Below are 16,488 nucleotides of genomic sequence, written 5' to 3' on the forward strand. Positions count from 1 at the left end.
CATGCGGCTTCTGTGTGCGCATGTGCGATCAGTCTCCGTCCGTAGGCCGTACGGCGCATGTCGGAGGGCGCCATACGCGGTACGCCGGGGTACATCCGCCCAGGCGGGGCGTGCCCCGGTCTCGAAGGCGGCGCAGGGGCGGCGTACCGTGGGAGCGTCCGGTCCGGGGAGAGTCCGGCGCAGGAATCGGGTGGTGGAAACGTGATGCGGAAGCAGAGCAGCACTGAGGTCTTCCGGATCACCGGGGCCAGGCAGGGCCTCGCCGACGACGTACGGGGCAGGCAGCGCCGTTATGTCATCTCCATGTCGATCAGGACGCTCTCGGTGGTCCTGACCGTGATCCTCTGGAACATCGAGCGGCCGGTCGCGATCGCGACGCTGGTCCTCGGTGCGCTCCTTCCGTACGTCGCCGTGGTGATCGCCAACGCGGGCCGCGAGAACGTGCCGTCGCTGCCCTCGACCTTCATCCCCGCACCGTCCCGTCCCGCGCTGGGCGCGTCTCCGCTGGAGGGCGTCGCGGAACCTTCGGCGGAACGACAGGCCGACGGGTCGGACGAGCGGCCGTACGGACAGACTTGATCAATCTACGGTCCGCAAAGCTCAAGAAAAGCTCAGATCAATCATGCAGTTCCGGTGCCGTGGCGCCGGTCCCCCATGACATACTTCAAAAGCGCTCCGCATCCCCCGTCGGAGCGACGGACCGACGCCGGGCAGCTCCCCCCGTGGCTGCTCGGCGTCGCCTTTGTTTGGAACCGTTTTGAGTGACGAAACACCCGTCTGTTCTGCCAAGGGCTGCCGCACCGACGCCGTCTGGGTGCTGGTGTGGAACAACCCGAAGCTGCACACGCCGGAGCGCCGCAAGACGTGGCTCGCGTGTGACGAACACCGGGAGCACCTCTCCCAGTTCCTCGGCGTACGCGGCTTCCTGAAGGACGTCGTGACGCTCGTGGAGTGGGAGCGGGAACAGCCCGCGGGCGACTAGCCGCCGATCGCCGACATCGGGCGGTCGGGCTGGAGGAACGACGGGTCGTCGAGGCCGGATCCGGCCTTCTTGCCCCACATCGCCACCTTCCACAGGCGGGCGATCTCCTCGTCCGGCGCCCCCGAACGCAGCGCGGCCCGCAGGTCGGACTCCTCGCGGGCGAAGAGGCAGGTGCGCACCTGGCCGTCGGCGGTGAGGCGGGTGCGGTCGCAGGCTCCGCAGAACGGGCGCGTGACGGAGGCGATGACGCCGACCCGGTGCGGGCCGCCGTCCACGACCCAGCGCTCGGCGGGCGCGGAACCGCGCTCGTCGTCGCCCTCTTCGGTCAGGGTGAAGCGCGTACGCAGAGACTCCAGGATGTCACCCGCAGTGATCATTCCGTCGCGCTTCCAGCCGTGCTGGGCGTCGAGCGGCATCTGCTCGATGAAGCGCAGCTCGTACGCGTTCTCCACGGCCCAGGCGAGGAGTTCGGGGGCCTCGTCGGCGTTGAGCCCCGGCATCAGCACGGTGTTGACCTTCACCGGGGTGAGGCCCGCGTCCCGTGCCGCTTCGAGTCCTTCGAGGACGTCGCGGTGGCGGTCGCGGCGGGTGAGCGTCTTGAACACGTCGGGGCGCAGGGTGTCGAGCGAGACGTTGACCCGGTCCAGGCCGGCCGACTTGAGCGCGGCCGCGGTGCGCTTGAGCCCGATGCCGTTGGTGGTGAGCGACATCCGGGGGCGGGGGGTGAGCTGTGCGCACTGCTCGACGATCCCGACCAGGCCGGGACGGAGCAGCGGTTCGCCGCCGGTGAAGCGGACTTCGGTGATGCCGAGGTCGGTCACGGCGATGCGTACGAGCCGGACGATCTCGTCGTCGGTGAGCAGATCAGGCTTGCCGAGCCACTGCAGTCCCTCTTCCGGCATGCAGTACGTGCACCGCAGATTGCAGCGGTCCGTCAGGGAAACGCGCAGGTCGGTGGCGACCCGACCGTAGGTGTCGATCAGCACTTTGGGTCCCCTCCCCCATCGCTGGATTGTGTATACACACCGAGCCTACGCGAGAGGACCGACATTGAGGGGGGCAGATTGCCACGAGGTGCGGCGAGGCCGCGTCGTAGGACCCTACGACGCGGCCCGTGCGCTCAGTGGGCGCCCACACCGGTGAGGGACTTGACCTCCAGTTCGGCGTACTTGCCCTTGTCCGGCTCCTCCTTGGAGAGCAGCGAGCCGACGATGCCGAGCAGGAAGCCCAGCGGGATCGAGATGAGGCCCGGGTTCTCCAGCGGGAACCAGTGGAAGTCGACTCCCTTGAACATGGAGGTCTTCGGGTTGCCGGAGACCACCGGGGAGAAGAGCACCAGGACCACGGAGGAGACGAGTCCTCCGTAGATCGACCACAGGGCTCCCTGGGTGGTGAACCGCTTCCAGAAGAGGCTGTAGAGGATCGTCGGGAGGTTGGCGGACGCGGCGACCGCGAAGGCGAGGGCGACGAGGCCTGCGACGTTCAGGTCGCGGGCGAAGGCACCGAGCACGATGGCGACCGCGCCGATGGCGACCGTCGACCAGCGGGCCGCGCGCATCTCCTCCTTCTCCGTGGCCTTGCCCTTGCGGATGACGTTGGCGTAGATGTCGTGCGCGAACGACGAGGACGAGGCGAGGGTGAGGCCTGCGACCACCGCGAGGATCGTGGCGAAGGCGACCGCGGAGATCACCGCGAGGAGGATCGCGCCGCCCGTCGAGTCGGCGCCGCCGCCGATCTCCAGGGCCGCGAGTGGCGCCGCCGTATTGCCTGCGGGGTTCGAGGCGATGATGTCGGCGGGCTTGAGGATGGCCGCGGCGCCGAAGCCGAGCACGATGGTCATCAGGTAGAAGGCGCCGATGATGCCGATCGCCCAGTTCACGGACTTACGGGCGGCCTTGGCGGTCGGGACCGTGTAGAAGCGGATCAGGATGTGCGGCAGGCCCGCGGTGCCCAGCACCAGGGCGATGCCCAGCGAGATGAAGTCGAGCTTGGTGGTGCCCGTCTTGCCGTACTTGAGGCCGGGGTTGAGGAAGTCGGTGCCCTTGCCGCTGTTCTTGGCGGCCGTGCCCAGCAGGTCGGAGATGTTGAAGTTGAACTTCAGCAGGATCAGGAAGGTGATGAGGATGGTGCCGGAGATGAGCAGCACCGCCTTGACCATCTGCACCCAGGTGGTGCCCTTCATCCCGCCGATGGTGACGTACACGATCATCAGGACGCCGACGAGGGCGACGATGAGGATCTTGCCCGCGTCCGTGGTGATGCCGAGCAGCAGGGAGACCAGGACGCCCGCGCCCGCCATCTGCGCCAGCAGATAGAAGATCGAGACGACGATGGTGGAGGCGCCGGCGGCGGTACGGACCGGGCGCTGCCTCATGCGGTACGCGAGGACGTCGCCCATCGTGTAGCGGCCCGAGTTGCGGAGCGGTTCGGCGACGAGGAGCAGGGCGACCAGCCAGGCGACCAGGAAGCCGATGGAGTAGAGGAAGCCGTCGTAGCCGAAGAGCGCGATGGCGCCCGCGATGCCGAGGAAGGACGCGGCGGACATGTAGTCGCCGGAGACCGCGAGGCCGTTCTGGAAGGCGGTGAACTGCCGCCCGCCCGCGTAGAAGTCGGTGGCGGTCTTGGTCTGGCGGCCGGCCCAGACGGTGATCACGAGCGTCGCGACGACAAAGACCGCGAAGAGCGTGATGATCAGCGGCCGGTGCTTCTCGGTGGCGGACGCGGCGATGAAGTGGGCGGCCTGGTGGTGGACGGCGGGGCTCATACGTCGGCCTCCATACGGGACTTGATCGCCGCGCCCTTCGGGTCGAGCTTGGCGGTGGCGTAGCGCGAGTAGAACCAGGCGATGAGGAAGGTGGTGAGGAACTGGGCGAGCCCGAAGACGAGGGCGACGTTGATGTTGCCGACGACCTTGGTGTCCATGAAGCCGCCGGCGTAGTTCGACAGCAGGACGTACAGCAGGTACCAGACGATGAAGCCGAGGGTCAGCGGGAAGGCGAAGGAGCGGTGGGCGCGGCGCAGTTCACCGAACTCCGCGCTCTCCTGCACCTCGATGAACTGCTCTGTCGTGGGCTGTGCGGGGCCGGTCTCCGCCCCGCCTCGGGGCGGCGGTACTTCGGTAGCCACGGGTTCTCCTTGCTGCGCGGGTACTGGGGTGCGGGGGGTCAACAGGGCCTCACAGAGGGAGAGTCGAGAGAGCGGTTCCCCCTGACAACGGCACGGAGAGCGCGACGACGCGGTTCACGGCGTCCTGATTTTCTTTAGGGATTCATTGCCCGATGTTGATGATCAGCGATAACTTCACACGTCATGTACAAGCTCAACCGCGACCCGCGGATGAGCAGTTGAACCGGATGATGTGGAGAACCCATGGCTCATCTGCGCTCCAGACGGCTGCGTGCCCTCGCACTGCCCGCCGGACTGGCTCTCACGGCCTCGCTCGGGATCCTGCCGGGCGCCTCGGCGTCGGCCGCGCCCCAGGTCTCCCCGGTGGCCGCCGACGGTCCGAATCTGGCGTACGTGGTGAACACGAAGGCCGACCACCGCACCATCTCCTCGGTGAAGCAGGCGATATCCCGGGCCGGAGGGACCGTCGTCATCGCGTACGAGAAGATCGGCGTGATCGTCGTCCACTCGGCCAACCCGGAGTTCGGGCAGCAGATCCGTGCGGTACGGGGCGTGCAGTCGGCCGGTGCCACCCGCACCACCCCGCTCACCTCGGCGGCGACGACCGACGAGGGCTCCCCCGAGTACATCTCGGCGGCAGCGGCGAAGGCCACCACGAGCGCGGCCTCGGGCGTGGAGCCCCTGGAGAGCAACCAGTGGGACCTCAGGGCGATCGGCGCCGACAAGGCCGCGAAGATCAACCCGGGCAGCTCCAAGGTCACCGTCGGTGTGATCGACACGGGTGTCGACGACACCCACCCCGATCTGGCGGCCAACTTCTCCGCCTCGCAGTCCGCGAACTGTGTCGGCGGCGTCGCCGACACCTCGCCGGGCGCCTGGCGTCCGTACAACCCGGCCGAGGACTACCACGGCACGCACGTCGCGGGCGAGATAGCCGCCGCGCGCAACGGCATCGGTGTGGCCGGTGTCGCGCCGGGCGTGAAGGTCGCGGCCATCAAGGTCAGCGATCCGGTCAACGGCCTCTTCTACCCGGAGAACGTGGTCTGCGCCTTCGTCTTCGCGGCGGACAAGGGCATCGAGGTCACCAACAACAGCTACTACGTCGACCCGTGGCTCTACAACTGCGTCAGCGACCCGGACCAGAAGGCGATCTACGACGCGGTCAACCGCGCCTCGCTGTACGCCCAGTCCAAGGGCACGCTCAATGTCGCCTCCGCGGGCAACTCGAACGACGACCTCGACTCGGACGCGCTGATCGACGACTCCAGCCCGGACGACTCGACCGCGGTGACGCGGACCGTCGACCCGCACCAGTGCTTCGACGTCCCCACCCAGCTGCCGGGTGTGGTCACGGTCGCGGCGACGGGCGTGCAGAACGTGAAGTCGTACTACTCGAGCTACGGCAAGGGCGTCATCGACGTCACCGCGCCGGGCGGCGACAAGTACCAGATCCCGGACACCCCGGACAAGAACGGCCGGATCCTCGCCACGCTCCCTGGCAACACGTACGGCTATCTGCAGGGCACCTCGATGGCCAGCCCGCACGTCGCCGCCGTCGCCGCACTGCTGAAGTCCGCCCACCCGTGGGCCGGTCCGGTGGCGCTCCAGGCGCTGCTCAAGGCCGAGGCCGACAACCCGGGCTGCCCGGACCAGGTCTATGACGCGACGGGCCAGCTGATCGACGCGACCACCTGCAAGGGCGGAAAGCGTGTGAACGGGTACAACGGCTACGGGATCGTGGACGCGCTGGACGCGGTCAAGAAGTAGCCCTGCACTGCTCCTGTCCGCAACTCCGCACCTGCCAACGAAAGTGGAGCATCCATGACGCTGCGCACCTCGCGCACCCGGCGGCGCGCCCTCGCGATCCCGGTCGGCATGGCCGTGGTCTCGGCCCTCGCCTTCCTGCCGTCGACGGCCTCGGCCAGCACGGCCGACAGCACCACGGTGAAGGCCGCCGCCACGGACGGGCCCTCGCTCAGCTATGTGGTCAACGTCCGCAAGGGGTACGGCCAGACGCACCAGGTCGAGCGGGCCGTGAAGGCGGCCGGCGGTTCGATCGTGGAGACGTACGACAAGATCGGCGTGATCGTCGTCCACTCGTCGAACCCCGACTTCGCGAAGACGATCCGTACCGTACGGGGCGTGGAGTCGGCCGGTGCCACCCGCACCGCGCCGCTGCCCGCCCAGTCGACGACGGACGTCGGCGCCCCGCAGGCGCTGACCGCCGAGCAGCTGAAGGCCGCGACGGCCGACGCCGCTGCCGGTCAGGACCCGCTGGAGCCCCTGCAGTGGGACCTGAAGGCCATCTCGGCCGACAAGGCGCACGAGAAGTCGCTCGGCAGCAGCAAGGTCACGGTCGCGGTGATCGACACGGGTGTCGACGACACCCACCCGGACATCGCGCCGAACTTCGACCGCGCTGCCTCGGCGAGCTGTGTCACCGGCAAGGCCGACACCACGGACGGCGCGTGGCGGCCGTGGGCGACCGGCGGCTCCCCGCACGGTACGCATGTGGCGGGTGAGATAGCCGGTGCGAAGAACGGCGTCGGGATCACCGGTGTCGCACCGGGCGTGAAGGTCGCGGGCATCAAGGTGTCCACCCAGGGCGGCAGTTACTTCTACACCGAGTCGGTGGTGTGCGGCTTCATGTGGGCCGCCGACCACGGTGTGGACGTGACCAACAACAGCTATTACACCGACCCCTGGTACTTCAACTGCAAGGACGACCCGGACCAGAAGGCGCTCGTCACGGCCATCACCCGGGCCTCCTCGTACGCGGAGTCCAAGGGCACGGTCAATGTCGCGGCGGCGGGCAACGAGAACTACGACTTCGCCGCGGACTCGATCACCGACCCGGTCAGCCCGAACGACTCGACCGCGGTCAGCCGGACGATCGACCCGTCCAAGTGCTATGACATCCCGACCCAGTTGCCGGGTGTCGTGACGGTCGCGGCGACCGGCGCGAAAAACCTGAAGTCGTCGTTCTCCAACTACGGCCTCGGGGTCATCGACGTCGCGGCCCCCGGCGGCGACTCCACCGCCTACCAGACCCCGGACGCTCCGGCGACCAGCGGTCTGATCCTCGGCCCGGTCCCGGGCGGCGGCTGGGCGTACATGGCCGGCACCTCGATGGCGTCCCCGCATGTCGCGGGCGTCGCGGCGCTGATCAAGTCCACGCATCCGCACGCCTCTGCGGCGCTGGTCAAGGCGCTGCTGAAGGTGGAGGCCGACGGGCTGGCCTGCCCGGTGCCGTACGACATCAACAAGGACGGCAAGGTCGACGCGGTCTGCGAGGGCGGCAAGTTCTACAACGGGTTCTACGGGGCGGGTCTGGTCAACGCCCTGAACGCGGTCACCAAGTAGCACGTACGTCGAGGGGCCGCGGGGGATGCACTCCCTCGCGGCCCCTTTACGCTGCCCGCATGACGCACGCACACATCTCCTCCGGTACGGAACAGGCCTGGGCGGCGGTCGGCGGCGATCCCGCGCTGATCCCGCGGATCGAGTACGGGGACCCCGCCGGGCTGCTGCCCTCGCGGCTCCCGGTCATGGAGCTGGCCCGTTCCACGGTGGCGGCGTGCGCGCTGGCCGCCGCCGAGCGGGCCGGTTCTCCTCGCGTACGGGTGGACGACGGCGCGGTCGCCACGGCCTTCACCAGCGAGCGGCATCTCCTCGTGGACGGCCGGAAACCGGTGAACTTCGCGCCGCTGTCCCGGTTCTGGCGTACGGCCGACGGCTGGGTCCGCACCCATGCCAACTATCCGCACCACAGGGCGGCGCTGCTGGCCGCGTTGGGCGTCCCCGAGGAGAAGGTGGAGGCCGAGCTGGCGGGGCGGCGGGCCCTGGAGGTGGAGGAGACGGTGTACGCGGCCGGGGGGCTGGCGGTGGCGCTGCGTACACCCGAGGAGTGGGCGGCGCATCCGCAGTGCGTCGCTGTGGCTGAACGGCCTCTGGTTGTACCAGAGTTGCTGGACGAGGCCCCGCCGAAGCCGCGCGGCGAGCGGCTCAAGGTCCTCGATCTGACCCGGGTCATCGCGGGGCCGGTCGCCACCCGCACGCTGGGGCTCCTCGGCGCCGACGTCCTGCGGATCGACGCGCCGCAGTCGCCCGAACTCCCCGACCAGCACGCGGACACGGGCTTCGGGAAGCGCTCGGCGACGCTGGACCTTCGCCGGCACGCGGACCGGCGTACCTTCGCCGACCTCCTTGATGCGGCGGACGTCCTGGTGACCGGATACCGGCCGGGAGCGCTGGACGTGTACGACCTCCAGCGGCCGGGACTGGTCACGGCCCAGCTCTCCGCGTGGGGCGACTACGGGCCGTGGCGCGAGCGGCGCGGCTTCGACAGTCTGGTCCAAGTGGGCACGGGGATCGCAGAGTTGGAGGGCTCCGAGGGGAAGCCGGGCGCGCTGCCAGCGCAGGCCCTCGACCACGGCACGGGGTATCTGCTGGCCGCGGCGGTGCTGCGTGCACTGACCGAGCAGGACGCGCACGGCGGCACGCGGCGGCTGCGCCTCTCGCTGGCCCGTACGGCCCACTGGCTACGGGAGCTGGCGCCGGGAGCCGGGGCTTCCCCTGACTCGTACACACCCCAACTGGCCGAGACCGACAGCCCGTTGGGGCGTTTGCGGCACGCCCCGTCGCCCGTCGCCTACGACGGAGGCCCGGCGGGCTGGTCGCGTCCGCCGGGCCTCCTGGGGGCCGACTCCCCCGTCTGGCTCTGACTTACGGCTTGACGAGGACCTTCAGCGCCGTGCGCTCGTCCATCGCCTTGTAGCCGTCCGGCACCCCGTCGAGCCCGACCGTGAGGTCGAAGACCGGCGACGGGTCGATCGTGCCGTCCAGCACGTCGGGGAGCAGCTCGGGGATGTACGTACGGACGGGCGCGACCCCGCCGCGCAGGGCGACGTTGCGGTCGAACATGTCGCTGAGGTCCAGGCCGGTGCCGCTGCCGTGCGGGACGCCGACGTAGCCGACGGCGCCGCCGTCGCGGGTGATCGCCACGGCGGTGCGCATCGACTGCTCGGTGCCGACGGCCTCGATGACGGAGTGGGCGCCCTGGCCGCGGGTCAACTCCCGTACGGCGGCGACCGCTTCGTCGCCGCGCGCCGCGACGACGTCGGTGGCGCCGAAGAGCTTGGCGATGTCGGTGCGGTCCGTGTGGCGGCCCATCGCGATGATGCGCTCGGCGCCCAGGCGCTTGGCGGCCAGCACACCGCAGAGCCCGACCGCGCCGTCGCCGACGACCGCGACCGTGGAGCCCTTGACGACACCGGCGCCGAGCGCGGCGTGGTGGCCGGTGCCCATGACGTCGGAGAGGGCGAGGAGAGCGGTCAGCATGTGCTCGTCGGAGGCGGCGTCGGCGGGCAGCTTCACCAGCGTGCCGTCGGCGAAGGGCACGCGGACGGCCTCGCCCTGGCCGCCGTCGGATCCGGGCGAGCCCCAGAATCCGCCCTGCGGGCAGGAGGTGGTGAGGCCCTCGGCACAGAAGTCGCACGTGCCGTCGGACCAGACGAAGGGCGCCACGACGAGGTCACCGGCGGCGAACCCGGTCACGCCGGAGCCCGCCTCCTCGACGATGCCGAGGAACTCGTGCCCGATCCGCTGTCCGGGCTTCCGGGCGGCCACGCCCCGGTACGCCCAGAGGTCGCTGCCGCAGATGCAGGCGCGCAGGACGCGGACGACAGCGTCGGTGGGCTGCTGGACGACGGGGTCCGGCACCTCCTCGACGCGCATGTCGAGGGGGGCGTGGATGGTGGTGGCGCGCATGGTGCGAGTCCTTGCTGATCAGACAGATGTACGGCTCTCACGGTACGCCTGCGCAGGGGTCCCCGCTTCCGCGAGCAGGGCCCTGGCCAGCAGGGTCTGGGCCGCGATGTAGGTCGCCATCACCCAGAAGTCGGGCCGGGGCAGCTGGGGCCAGTCGGCGACACCGGTGGCGATGAGGGTGTCGGAGAGCAGGAAGAGCGCCCCGCCGATGCCGCCCCACAGGCCGAGGCGGCTGGAGCGGTACGCCATGGCGGTGAGGAGGAGCGAGTAGCCGGCGACGGGGATACGGAGGTCGGCGGGGAGGTCGGGCCAGAGCGCGGCGACGGTGGCGACGAGGGCTGCGGCATAGGCGGCACCGAGGAGGGGTGACGTACGGCCGCGTCCGAAGGCGACGAGATAGCAGACGTGCCCGCCCGCGAAACAGGCCATGCCGACGAGGAAGGCGGGGTCGGCGGAGGAGAGGAGGAAGACGTCGCCGCCCCAGCCGAGGAGGAGGGCGGCGAGGAGGATCTTCGGGGCGCCACGGGTGTAGGCGTGGAAGGCGAGCAGCGGCATGAGCAGCGGCTTGGTGATGAGGTGTCCGGGATCCCACCCGGCAAGCAGGGATCCCAGATCAACCAGAACAGCCGCGCCGAATACCACCAGTGGGCAGTCGTTCCGCAGGGCGGAACGGGTGGGCACACCCCCGACCCGGGTCACGCAACCCGCTCCGGCTCAGGGACCGGCGCAGCCGCAGGCGCCCACCCGGGCCCCCGGAACACCCGCCCCGCCCGCTCCCCCCAAGAGCTCGCCGCCCGCACATCCCGCAAGATCGCCGCGTACTCATGCGTCGCCACCCGCAGAGGGTTGTGCGTCGCGATGTTCTTCGTCAGCCCGAACACCGGCCGCTCCGTCTCCGCCGTGAACGACCCGAACCACCGGTCCCACAAGATGAGAATCCCCCCGAAGTTCCGGTCCAGATACCCCCCTTGGGACGCATGGTGCACCCGATGGTGCGACGGCGTGTTCAGTACGTACTCGAAGGGCCGCGGCAGCTTGTCGATCCGCTCCGTGTGCACCCAGAACTGGTAGACGAGGTTGGCCGACGAGCAGAACGCGAGCGCCGCCGGGTGCACACCCAGCGCGATCAGCGGGACGTAGAAGGGCCAGACCGTCAGAGACGTCCACGGCTGCCGCAGCGCCGTCGTCAGGTTGAACTTCCGGCTGGAGTGGTGCACCACGTGGCACGCCCACAGGATCCGGATCACATGGTGGCCCCGGTGCGACCAGTAGTAGAAGAAGTCCTGGCCGAGCAGCATCAGCGGGACCGTCCACCACAGCACGGGTATGCGCAGCGGGGTGAGCTCGTACACCGCCGTGTAGACCGCGACGATCGGGATCTTCCACACGAAGTCGAAGACCAGGCTGCCGAGCCCCATGCCGACGCTGGTGGCGGCGTCCTTCTTCTCGTACCCCGCCGCATCCTCGTCCGGATGGAAGCGGACGCTCACCATTTCGACCACGGTGAGCAGGACGAAGGCCGGGATCGACCACAGCACGACATCGGGCAGGTTCGGCTCCATGCGAGCACCGTAGAGGCAGCAGATCCGCTCCGGCTAGATGTTGTTACCGACTAGTATTCAAACGCCTGTCGCGCCCAGCAGTGCGCCCGCCCCGTACGTGACCGCCATGGCCAGCGCCCCGCCGCACACATTCCGCAGGACCGCCGGGCGCACCGGGGCCGCCCCGAGCCGCGCACTGCCCCACCCCGCGAGCGCCAGCGCCCCGAGCACCGACAGGACCGTCACGTACAGGCGTACGGAGGCGGGCGGCAGCACCATCGCGAGCAGCGGCAGCAGTGCGCCCGCGGTGAAGGCGAGGAAGCTGGCGAGCGCAGCGTGCCAGGGGTTGGTCAGGTCGTCGGGGTCGATGCCGAGCTCGACCTCCGCGTGGGCGCGCAGCGCGTCGCGCTCGGTGAGCTGCACGGCGGCCTCGCGGGCGACCTCCGCACTGAGCCCCTTGCCCTCCAACAGCCCGGTCAGCTCGATGAGTTCGGCCTCCGGCGCCTCCCTCAGCTCGCGCCTCTCCTGCGCCAGGGCGGCCTTCTCGGAGTCCCGCTGGGTGGAGACCGAGACGTACTCCCCCGCTGCCATCGACATCGATCCGGCGAGCAGTCCTGCGAGTCCGGCCGTCAGCAGCGCGTTGCGCGAACCGGTCGCACCGGCGACGCCGACGACGATGCCCGCCGTGGAGACGATGCCGTCGTTGGCGCCGAGCACGGCGGCCCGGAGCCAGTTGAGCCGGGCTCCGAGGCCGCCGTTGTGGGCTTCGTCGTGCGTTTCTTCAGTCACCCGGGGAGGGTCTCACCCGCCCGCTCACCAGACGCGCACCGACCCTCCCCGGGCGAAGGCGGGACTGGTCGCGTCCGCCGGGATCTCCGTCAGCGGTTCGGCGATCTCCTCGACGGTGGGGCCGACCTTCGCCGCGATCGGGTCCAGGAGGCCGAGGTCGAATCCGTACACCCGCGCCGTGTTGCCGCCGACCATCGCGGCGACCTCCTCGCGCGGCAGACCGGCGTACGCGATCCGCAGGCCCTCGCGGGTGTACGGGTGCGTGCCCTCGTCGTGCGGGTAGTCGCTCCCCCACATGATCTTGTCGAGGCCGATCGTCTCGCGCAGCGGCACCTCGTGGGGACGCATGAAACTGGCCCCGACGAAGCAGTTGTCGCGCCAGACCTCGCTGGGCCCCTTCCCCATCGAATCGGCAAGCCCCGCACCGAACTTGGACTCCGCGGTGGTGGCGCGGGACTCGGCCGCGACGAGGCGGCCGTGGTAGTAGTCCAGCATGTCCAGGACCCGGGGGATCCAGCCCGAGCCCTGTTCGGTGAGGACCAGTTTGAGGTCCGGGTGGCGGCGGAAGGCGCCGCCGAAGATGAGGTGCCAGAGCGCCCGGTGCGAGAACCAGGTCGTCTCGACCATGAAGACCGCGCGGGCGGCCGGTTCGTCGCCGAGCGGCGGGGATGCCGAGCCGCCGTGGTGGTTGACGGGCACGCCGAGTTCGGCGCAGACCGCCCAGAGGGGGTCGTACGTCGCCGAGTAGAGCTCCGGGATGCCGGATCCCGGCGGTGCGCCCGGCAGCAGGACGCCGCCGGTGAGGCCTGCGGCGTGGACGCGGCGCACTTCCCGTACCGCCTCGTCCACGTCGTTGAGGAGGATCTGCGCGACGCCCGCGCGGCGGCCCGGGGCCTGTTCGCAGAAGTCGGCGAGCCAGCGGTTGTGGGCGCGCAGGCCGGCCCAGCGCTGTTCGTACTCCTGCTGGGACGGGGCCGGCGCCATGAGGGAGGCGCTGGGGAAGAACGGCGGGATGGTGTTGGGGAAGACGACCTCGGCGACGATGCCGTCCTCTTCGAGTTCGGCGATGCGGCGCTCGGAGTTCCAGTTGCGGTCGGCGGTGTCGGCGAGGAGGTCCTCGTACGGGTTGACGTAGGTGGCCGCCCAGGCGTCGAAGTCGTCGTGGTGGCGCTTCTCCAGATAGGGCTTGTAGTCGAGGAGATCGGCGCCTGCGTGGCAGTCGGCGGAGATGACCGTGTAGCGGTCCATCACAGGACTCCCATCTGCGGGAAGTCGTGGTCGGTGAGCCAATGGCGGCCCACTTCACGGGACTTGGCCCAGGAGGCCGTGACGGCCGTCTGGTCCTCGGGCTGCCCCAGGTCGGCCGGGGTCGGTCCGATGCGCTGTGCGAGGGGGGCGAGCTTCTGGGTGTCGAAGCCGAAAACGTCGGCCGCCGCGAGTCCGAGCATGCGCCGGGTCTCGTCGACGGGGATGTCGTGGAAGGTGTTCTTCAGCCACTCGCGGGTCTTGGGCCAGGTGCCCTCGGGGTGCGGGAAGTCGCTGCCCCAGAGGATGTTGTCGACGCCGATCTCGTAGCGCTGGGCGAGCTCGCGCCGCTTGGTGTTGGTGGCGCAGATGAAGACCTGGCGGTCGAGGTACTCGCTCGGCGGCCGCTTCAGCTCGGCGAACGGCGAGAGCTTCTTGCCGCCGTGCGCGCCCAGGTACAGCCGGTCCATGAACCAGAGCTGGTTGGGCAGCCACCAGCAGCCGGACTCGGCGACGCCGAACTTCAGGCCGGGGTGGCGCTCGAAGACCCCGGACCAGAGCAGGAACCAGAGGGGGCGGGCGGGCCACCAGGTGACCTCGCTGACGTAGATGCCCAGGTGGTCGCCGTACTCATGGCGCGGTGCGGCGCCCGAGTGCGTGACGATCGGCATCTGTGTCTCGGCGGCGGCCGCCCAGACGGGGTCGTAACGCCGGTCGTGGTACGGGGCCTTGTCCACCCACATCGAGGGGATCATCAGCGCCCCGAGCCCGGACTCCTTGGCCCGGTGCACTTCGGCGACCACCCGGTCGACCTCGCCCGTGATGGGCAACAGGGCGACACCGCAGTGCCGTTCGGGGTTCTGGCCCACGAATTCCGCGAGCCACCGGTTGTGCGCCTGCGCGCCCGCCATGCCGAGGTCCGGGTCCTGGTCGCCCGAAAGCCCGAGCCCGACCCCGAAGGGGGCCGCGGTCTGGCTGTCCACGGCGTCCGCGTCGGGGAAGACGACCTCGGCCGCCACCCCGTCGCCGTCGAGCTCCTTCAGGCGCTGGGCGGCGTCCCAACCGCCTTTCAGCCCTTCCTCGTTGTCGGCGAACCACTTGTTGGCGAAGGCCTCGTTGCGTACGCCGAGACGGGTCATCTCCTCGCGCCGGCGCTCCCGCCCCGCGAGGAATTCGTCGAAGTCCCGGTGGAACCGGGCGTCCAGGTAGGGCCGGTACTGCTCGGTCGGCAGTCCGGCGTGGCAGTCGGAGGAGATGATCAGGTACGGGTCTGTGTTCGTCATCGCTCTGTCCCCTCAGCTCAGTCCAGGATGAAGTTCTCGAGGTACGACGGATTGGCGCGGTCCAGCATCGACTGCGACCTCGCCCGGATCTGCCGGTCGCTGTGCTCGCTCTCGGGCAGCAGCCAGAAGCGGCCCTCCCCGATCCCCTCAGCGACCAGCTCGGCGACCTCCTCGACCGGCGTGAACTGCACCTCCTGCCCGGCCTCCTTCATCGCCGCCTCCCACTTGTCGAGGCTGCGGTACGGGGTCTTGCGCGGCCGCTCCTTCGCGTACCGCTCGGGCCGGTTCCTGTGCGACTCCCACAGCCCGGTGCGGAGCATGTGCGGCCCGGGGAAGAGCACGGACGCGCCCACCTGGACGCCCTCCGCCTTCAGATGCGCGTACAGCGACTCGGTCATCGTCACGACGGCCGCCTTGGTCACCGCGTACACGGACGCGGTCGGCAGCGGTGCGATTCCGCCGTCCCCCGACGAGGTGTTGACGACATGGCCCGGCTCGCCGCCCTCGATCATGCGCGGCACGAAGGCCTGGATGCCGTGGAAGACGCCCCACACATTGACGGAGAAGGCCCACTTCCAGTCGTTGGGCTCGTGCTGCCACATCCGGCCCTCGGCGCCGGAGCCGACCCCCGCGTTGTTGCACAGGACGTGCACAGCGCCGAAGGTGTCGTACGCGGCATCCGCGAGCCCCAGCACGGAGTCGCGCTCGCTGACGTCGACGACCTGCGCCAGGACCTGAGCACCGTCCTCCCTGAGCCCGGCCGCAGCCTTCTCCAGGGCTCCCTCCTCGACATCCGCGAGGACAACCTTCAGCCCTTCCGACGCAAACTTGCGGGCCATCGCGAGCCCGATCCCGCTCGCCGCCCCCGTGACGACGGCGGTCTGCCCGGCTTCGAGGCGCATCAGACGCTCCCCTCGGGCGGTCCGTCGAGGATCTGCTGCGGGTCGTCGTAGCGCTGGTGGATGTACGGCAGCAGGGCCTGCGCGCTCACCCGCTCGACGACCTTGCCCTTCTGGTCGGTGGTCTTCTCGCCGATGGTGATCTCGACGACCTTGCGCACCGGGAGGTCGGCGATGGGGTCGTACATCGACTCGCGCAGCACCACGTCGCCGGTTATCTTCTCCAGCTTCCTGACCTTCTCGTTCCGCGTGCAGTGCACCAGGACCGGATCGGCGTCGAAGCCCGAACCGTCCACCGCGGGAAGGAACTTGAAGTAGAAGTCGACCTTCTCCTTCGGCTCGGGCAGCGGCAGCGGCCCCTCCACGGCACCCCGCACCTCCACGAAGGCGATGCCGTGCCGGGCGAGCGCCGCCCGTACGACCAGACCGTCGCGGTCGACCGTCACCTCGCCCAGCTTCTTCGGCTCGCCGAAGACCTCGCGCCCGCCGATCAGCGCCCGCTCGTGCGTCATCGGCATGACGAGCGGATACCAGCCCTCCTGCCCGTCGTGGACGGCGGCGACCGCCACCGACCCGGCGCCGAGCGGGTAGCCGGGCAGATCGACCTTGCTGATGTTGGCCCGCACCAGGGGCCGCTCCGCCGGCTTCAGCGGCGGCGGAAGAACCGCTGCCACCGCGTCGGGGTCGCTCTCCCAGACGGCCACCACACCGGTGGACCAGATGTCGGGGAGCTTCGAGCTCGCTGTGCGCGCCGCCGCGATCTCGGCCTCGGTGCGCGCTCCGTACCGTACGCGTGCCATGTCGTACCGCCCTTCATTACGGATGTCCGGGGGTCTGTAACAGGGTTACACCGA

At 70.0% G+C, this 16,488-nt stretch carries 16 protein-coding genes; 5 read left to right on the forward strand and 11 right to left on the reverse strand.

The features are described 5' to 3' along the window. The first annotated feature begins 204 nt into the window (after positions 1–204). Positions 205–579 carry a DUF3099 domain-containing protein gene (locus OG707_RS06280; RefSeq protein ID WP_329115226.1) on the forward strand — a complete coding sequence of 125 codons (375 nt, stop codon included), beginning with the start codon at positions 205–207 and terminating at the stop codon, positions 577–579. A gap of 178 nt (positions 580–757) precedes the next feature. Beyond that, positions 758–982: a hypothetical protein gene (locus OG707_RS06285; RefSeq protein ID WP_329115228.1), complete on the forward strand. Its 225-nt coding sequence runs from the start codon at positions 758–760 to the stop codon at positions 980–982. Here OG707_RS06285 and moaA read toward each other — a convergent pair. The 3 genes from moaA to OG707_RS06300 all read right to left on the reverse strand — a co-directional run bounded on the left by moaA (position 979) and on the right by OG707_RS06300 (position 4,108). Further along, a complete protein-coding gene (moaA, locus tag OG707_RS06290) occupies positions 979–1,968 on the reverse strand; it encodes a GTP 3',8-cyclase MoaA (RefSeq protein WP_329115230.1) in 990 nt (329 codons plus the stop codon). The two genes, OG707_RS06285 and moaA, sit on opposite strands and share 4 nt — an antisense overlap. Positions 1,969–2,102: 134 nt before the next feature. Further along, positions 2,103–3,746 carry a solute symporter family protein gene (locus tag OG707_RS06295; protein WP_329115232.1) on the reverse strand — a complete coding sequence of 548 codons (1,644 nt, stop codon included), beginning with the start codon at positions 3,744–3,746 and terminating at the stop codon, positions 2,103–2,105. Beyond that, positions 3,743–4,108 (reverse strand): DUF485 domain-containing protein, encoded by a 366-nt coding sequence (locus OG707_RS06300; RefSeq protein ID WP_329115234.1) that lies wholly within the window; start codon positions 4,106–4,108, stop codon positions 3,743–3,745. The genes OG707_RS06295 and OG707_RS06300 overlap by 4 nt, the downstream gene beginning before the upstream one ends. A 243-nt stretch (positions 4,109–4,351) precedes the next feature. Between OG707_RS06300 and OG707_RS06305 the strand changes: the two genes are divergently transcribed. The 3 genes from OG707_RS06305 to OG707_RS06315 are packed head-to-tail and all read left to right on the forward strand — an operon-like array spanning position 4,352 to position 8,832. Then, positions 4,352–5,875 (forward strand): S8 family serine peptidase, encoded by a 1,524-nt coding sequence (locus OG707_RS06305; protein WP_329115236.1) that lies wholly within the window; start codon positions 4,352–4,354, stop codon positions 5,873–5,875. A gap of 54 nt (positions 5,876–5,929) precedes the next feature. Continuing rightward, positions 5,930–7,471, forward strand: a complete 1,542-nt coding sequence (locus tag OG707_RS06310) for a S8 family peptidase (RefSeq protein ID WP_329115239.1) — start codon at positions 5,930–5,932, stop codon at positions 7,469–7,471. Between the two features lie 59 nt (positions 7,472–7,530). Beyond that, on the forward strand, positions 7,531–8,832 hold the full coding sequence (locus OG707_RS06315) for a CoA transferase (RefSeq protein ID WP_329115241.1): 1,302 nt from the start codon (positions 7,531–7,533) through the stop codon (positions 8,830–8,832). 1 nt (position 8,833) lies between these two features. Here OG707_RS06315 and OG707_RS06320 read toward each other — a convergent pair whose 3' ends face one another. From OG707_RS06320 to OG707_RS06355, 8 genes are read right to left on the reverse strand one after another with little or no spacing between them, the layout of a single operon-like run. After that, positions 8,834–9,877, reverse strand: coding sequence for a zinc-dependent alcohol dehydrogenase family protein (locus OG707_RS06320; RefSeq protein WP_329115243.1), 1,044 nt, complete (start codon positions 9,875–9,877; stop codon positions 8,834–8,836). A gap of 18 nt (positions 9,878–9,895) precedes the next feature. Beyond that, complete coding sequence (locus OG707_RS06325; RefSeq protein WP_443071273.1) at positions 9,896–10,576, reverse strand: lysoplasmalogenase; 681 nt, start codon at positions 10,574–10,576, stop codon at positions 9,896–9,898. Beyond that, on the reverse strand, positions 10,573–11,439 hold the full coding sequence (locus tag OG707_RS06330) for a sterol desaturase family protein (RefSeq protein ID WP_329115245.1): 867 nt from the start codon (positions 11,437–11,439) through the stop codon (positions 10,573–10,575). Before OG707_RS06330 ends, OG707_RS06325 begins: the two co-directional genes overlap by 4 nt. A gap of 57 nt (positions 11,440–11,496) precedes the next feature. After that, positions 11,497–12,207 (reverse strand): VIT1/CCC1 transporter family protein, encoded by a 711-nt coding sequence (locus OG707_RS06335; RefSeq protein WP_329115247.1) that lies wholly within the window; start codon positions 12,205–12,207, stop codon positions 11,497–11,499. A gap of 24 nt (positions 12,208–12,231) precedes the next feature. Next, positions 12,232–13,455, reverse strand: a complete 1,224-nt coding sequence (locus tag OG707_RS06340; RefSeq protein WP_329115249.1) for an amidohydrolase family protein — start codon at positions 13,453–13,455, stop codon at positions 12,232–12,234. After that, positions 13,455–14,735 (reverse strand): amidohydrolase family protein, encoded by a 1,281-nt coding sequence (locus OG707_RS06345; protein ID WP_329115251.1) that lies wholly within the window; start codon positions 14,733–14,735, stop codon positions 13,455–13,457. The genes OG707_RS06340 and OG707_RS06345 overlap by 1 nt, the downstream gene beginning before the upstream one ends. 17 nt (positions 14,736–14,752) lie before the next feature. Next, positions 14,753–15,637, reverse strand: a complete 885-nt coding sequence (locus tag OG707_RS06350; protein WP_329115253.1) for an SDR family NAD(P)-dependent oxidoreductase — start codon at positions 15,635–15,637, stop codon at positions 14,753–14,755. Continuing rightward, entirely contained in the window at positions 15,637–16,434 is a 798-nt protein-coding gene (locus OG707_RS06355) for an acetoacetate decarboxylase family protein (protein WP_329115255.1), read from the reverse strand. The genes OG707_RS06350 and OG707_RS06355 overlap by 1 nt, the downstream gene beginning before the upstream one ends. Positions 16,435–16,488: the final 54 nt, after the last annotated feature.

The sequence above is a fragment of the Streptomyces sp. NBC_01465 genome (genome assembly GCF_036227325.1).
Classification (GTDB): Bacteria; Actinomycetota; Actinomycetes; order Streptomycetales; family Streptomycetaceae; genus Streptomyces.

Bases quoted from the DNA above. Each gene is read 5' to 3' on its own strand.
- OG707_RS06350 (WP_329115253.1), bottom strand. From the start codon at position 15,637: ATGCGCCTCGAAGCCGGGCAGACCGCCGTCGTCACGGGGGCGGCGAGC.
- OG707_RS06330 (WP_329115245.1), bottom strand. From the start codon at position 11,439: ATGGAGCCGAACCTGCCCGATGTCGTGCTGTGGTCGATCCCGGCCTTC.
- OG707_RS06355 (WP_329115255.1), bottom strand. From the start codon at position 16,434: ATGGCACGCGTACGGTACGGAGCGCGCACCGAGGCCGAGATCGCGGCG.
- OG707_RS06295 (WP_329115232.1), bottom strand. From the start codon at position 3,746: ATGAGCCCCGCCGTCCACCACCAGGCCGCCCACTTCATCGCCGCGTCC.
- OG707_RS06315 (WP_329115241.1), top strand. From the start codon at position 7,531: ATGACGCACGCACACATCTCCTCCGGTACGGAACAGGCCTGGGCGGCG.
- OG707_RS06340 (WP_329115249.1), bottom strand. From the start codon at position 13,455: ATGGACCGCTACACGGTCATCTCCGCCGACTGCCACGCAGGCGCCGAT.
- OG707_RS06280 (WP_329115226.1), top strand. From the start codon at position 205: ATGCGGAAGCAGAGCAGCACTGAGGTCTTCCGGATCACCGGGGCCAGG.
- OG707_RS06310 (WP_329115239.1), top strand. From the start codon at position 5,930: ATGACGCTGCGCACCTCGCGCACCCGGCGGCGCGCCCTCGCGATCCCG.
- OG707_RS06320 (WP_329115243.1), bottom strand. From the start codon at position 9,877: ATGCGCGCCACCACCATCCACGCCCCCCTCGACATGCGCGTCGAGGAG.
- OG707_RS06305 (WP_329115236.1), top strand. From the start codon at position 4,352: ATGGCTCATCTGCGCTCCAGACGGCTGCGTGCCCTCGCACTGCCCGCC.
- OG707_RS06345 (WP_329115251.1), bottom strand. From the start codon at position 14,735: ATGACGAACACAGACCCGTACCTGATCATCTCCTCCGACTGCCACGCC.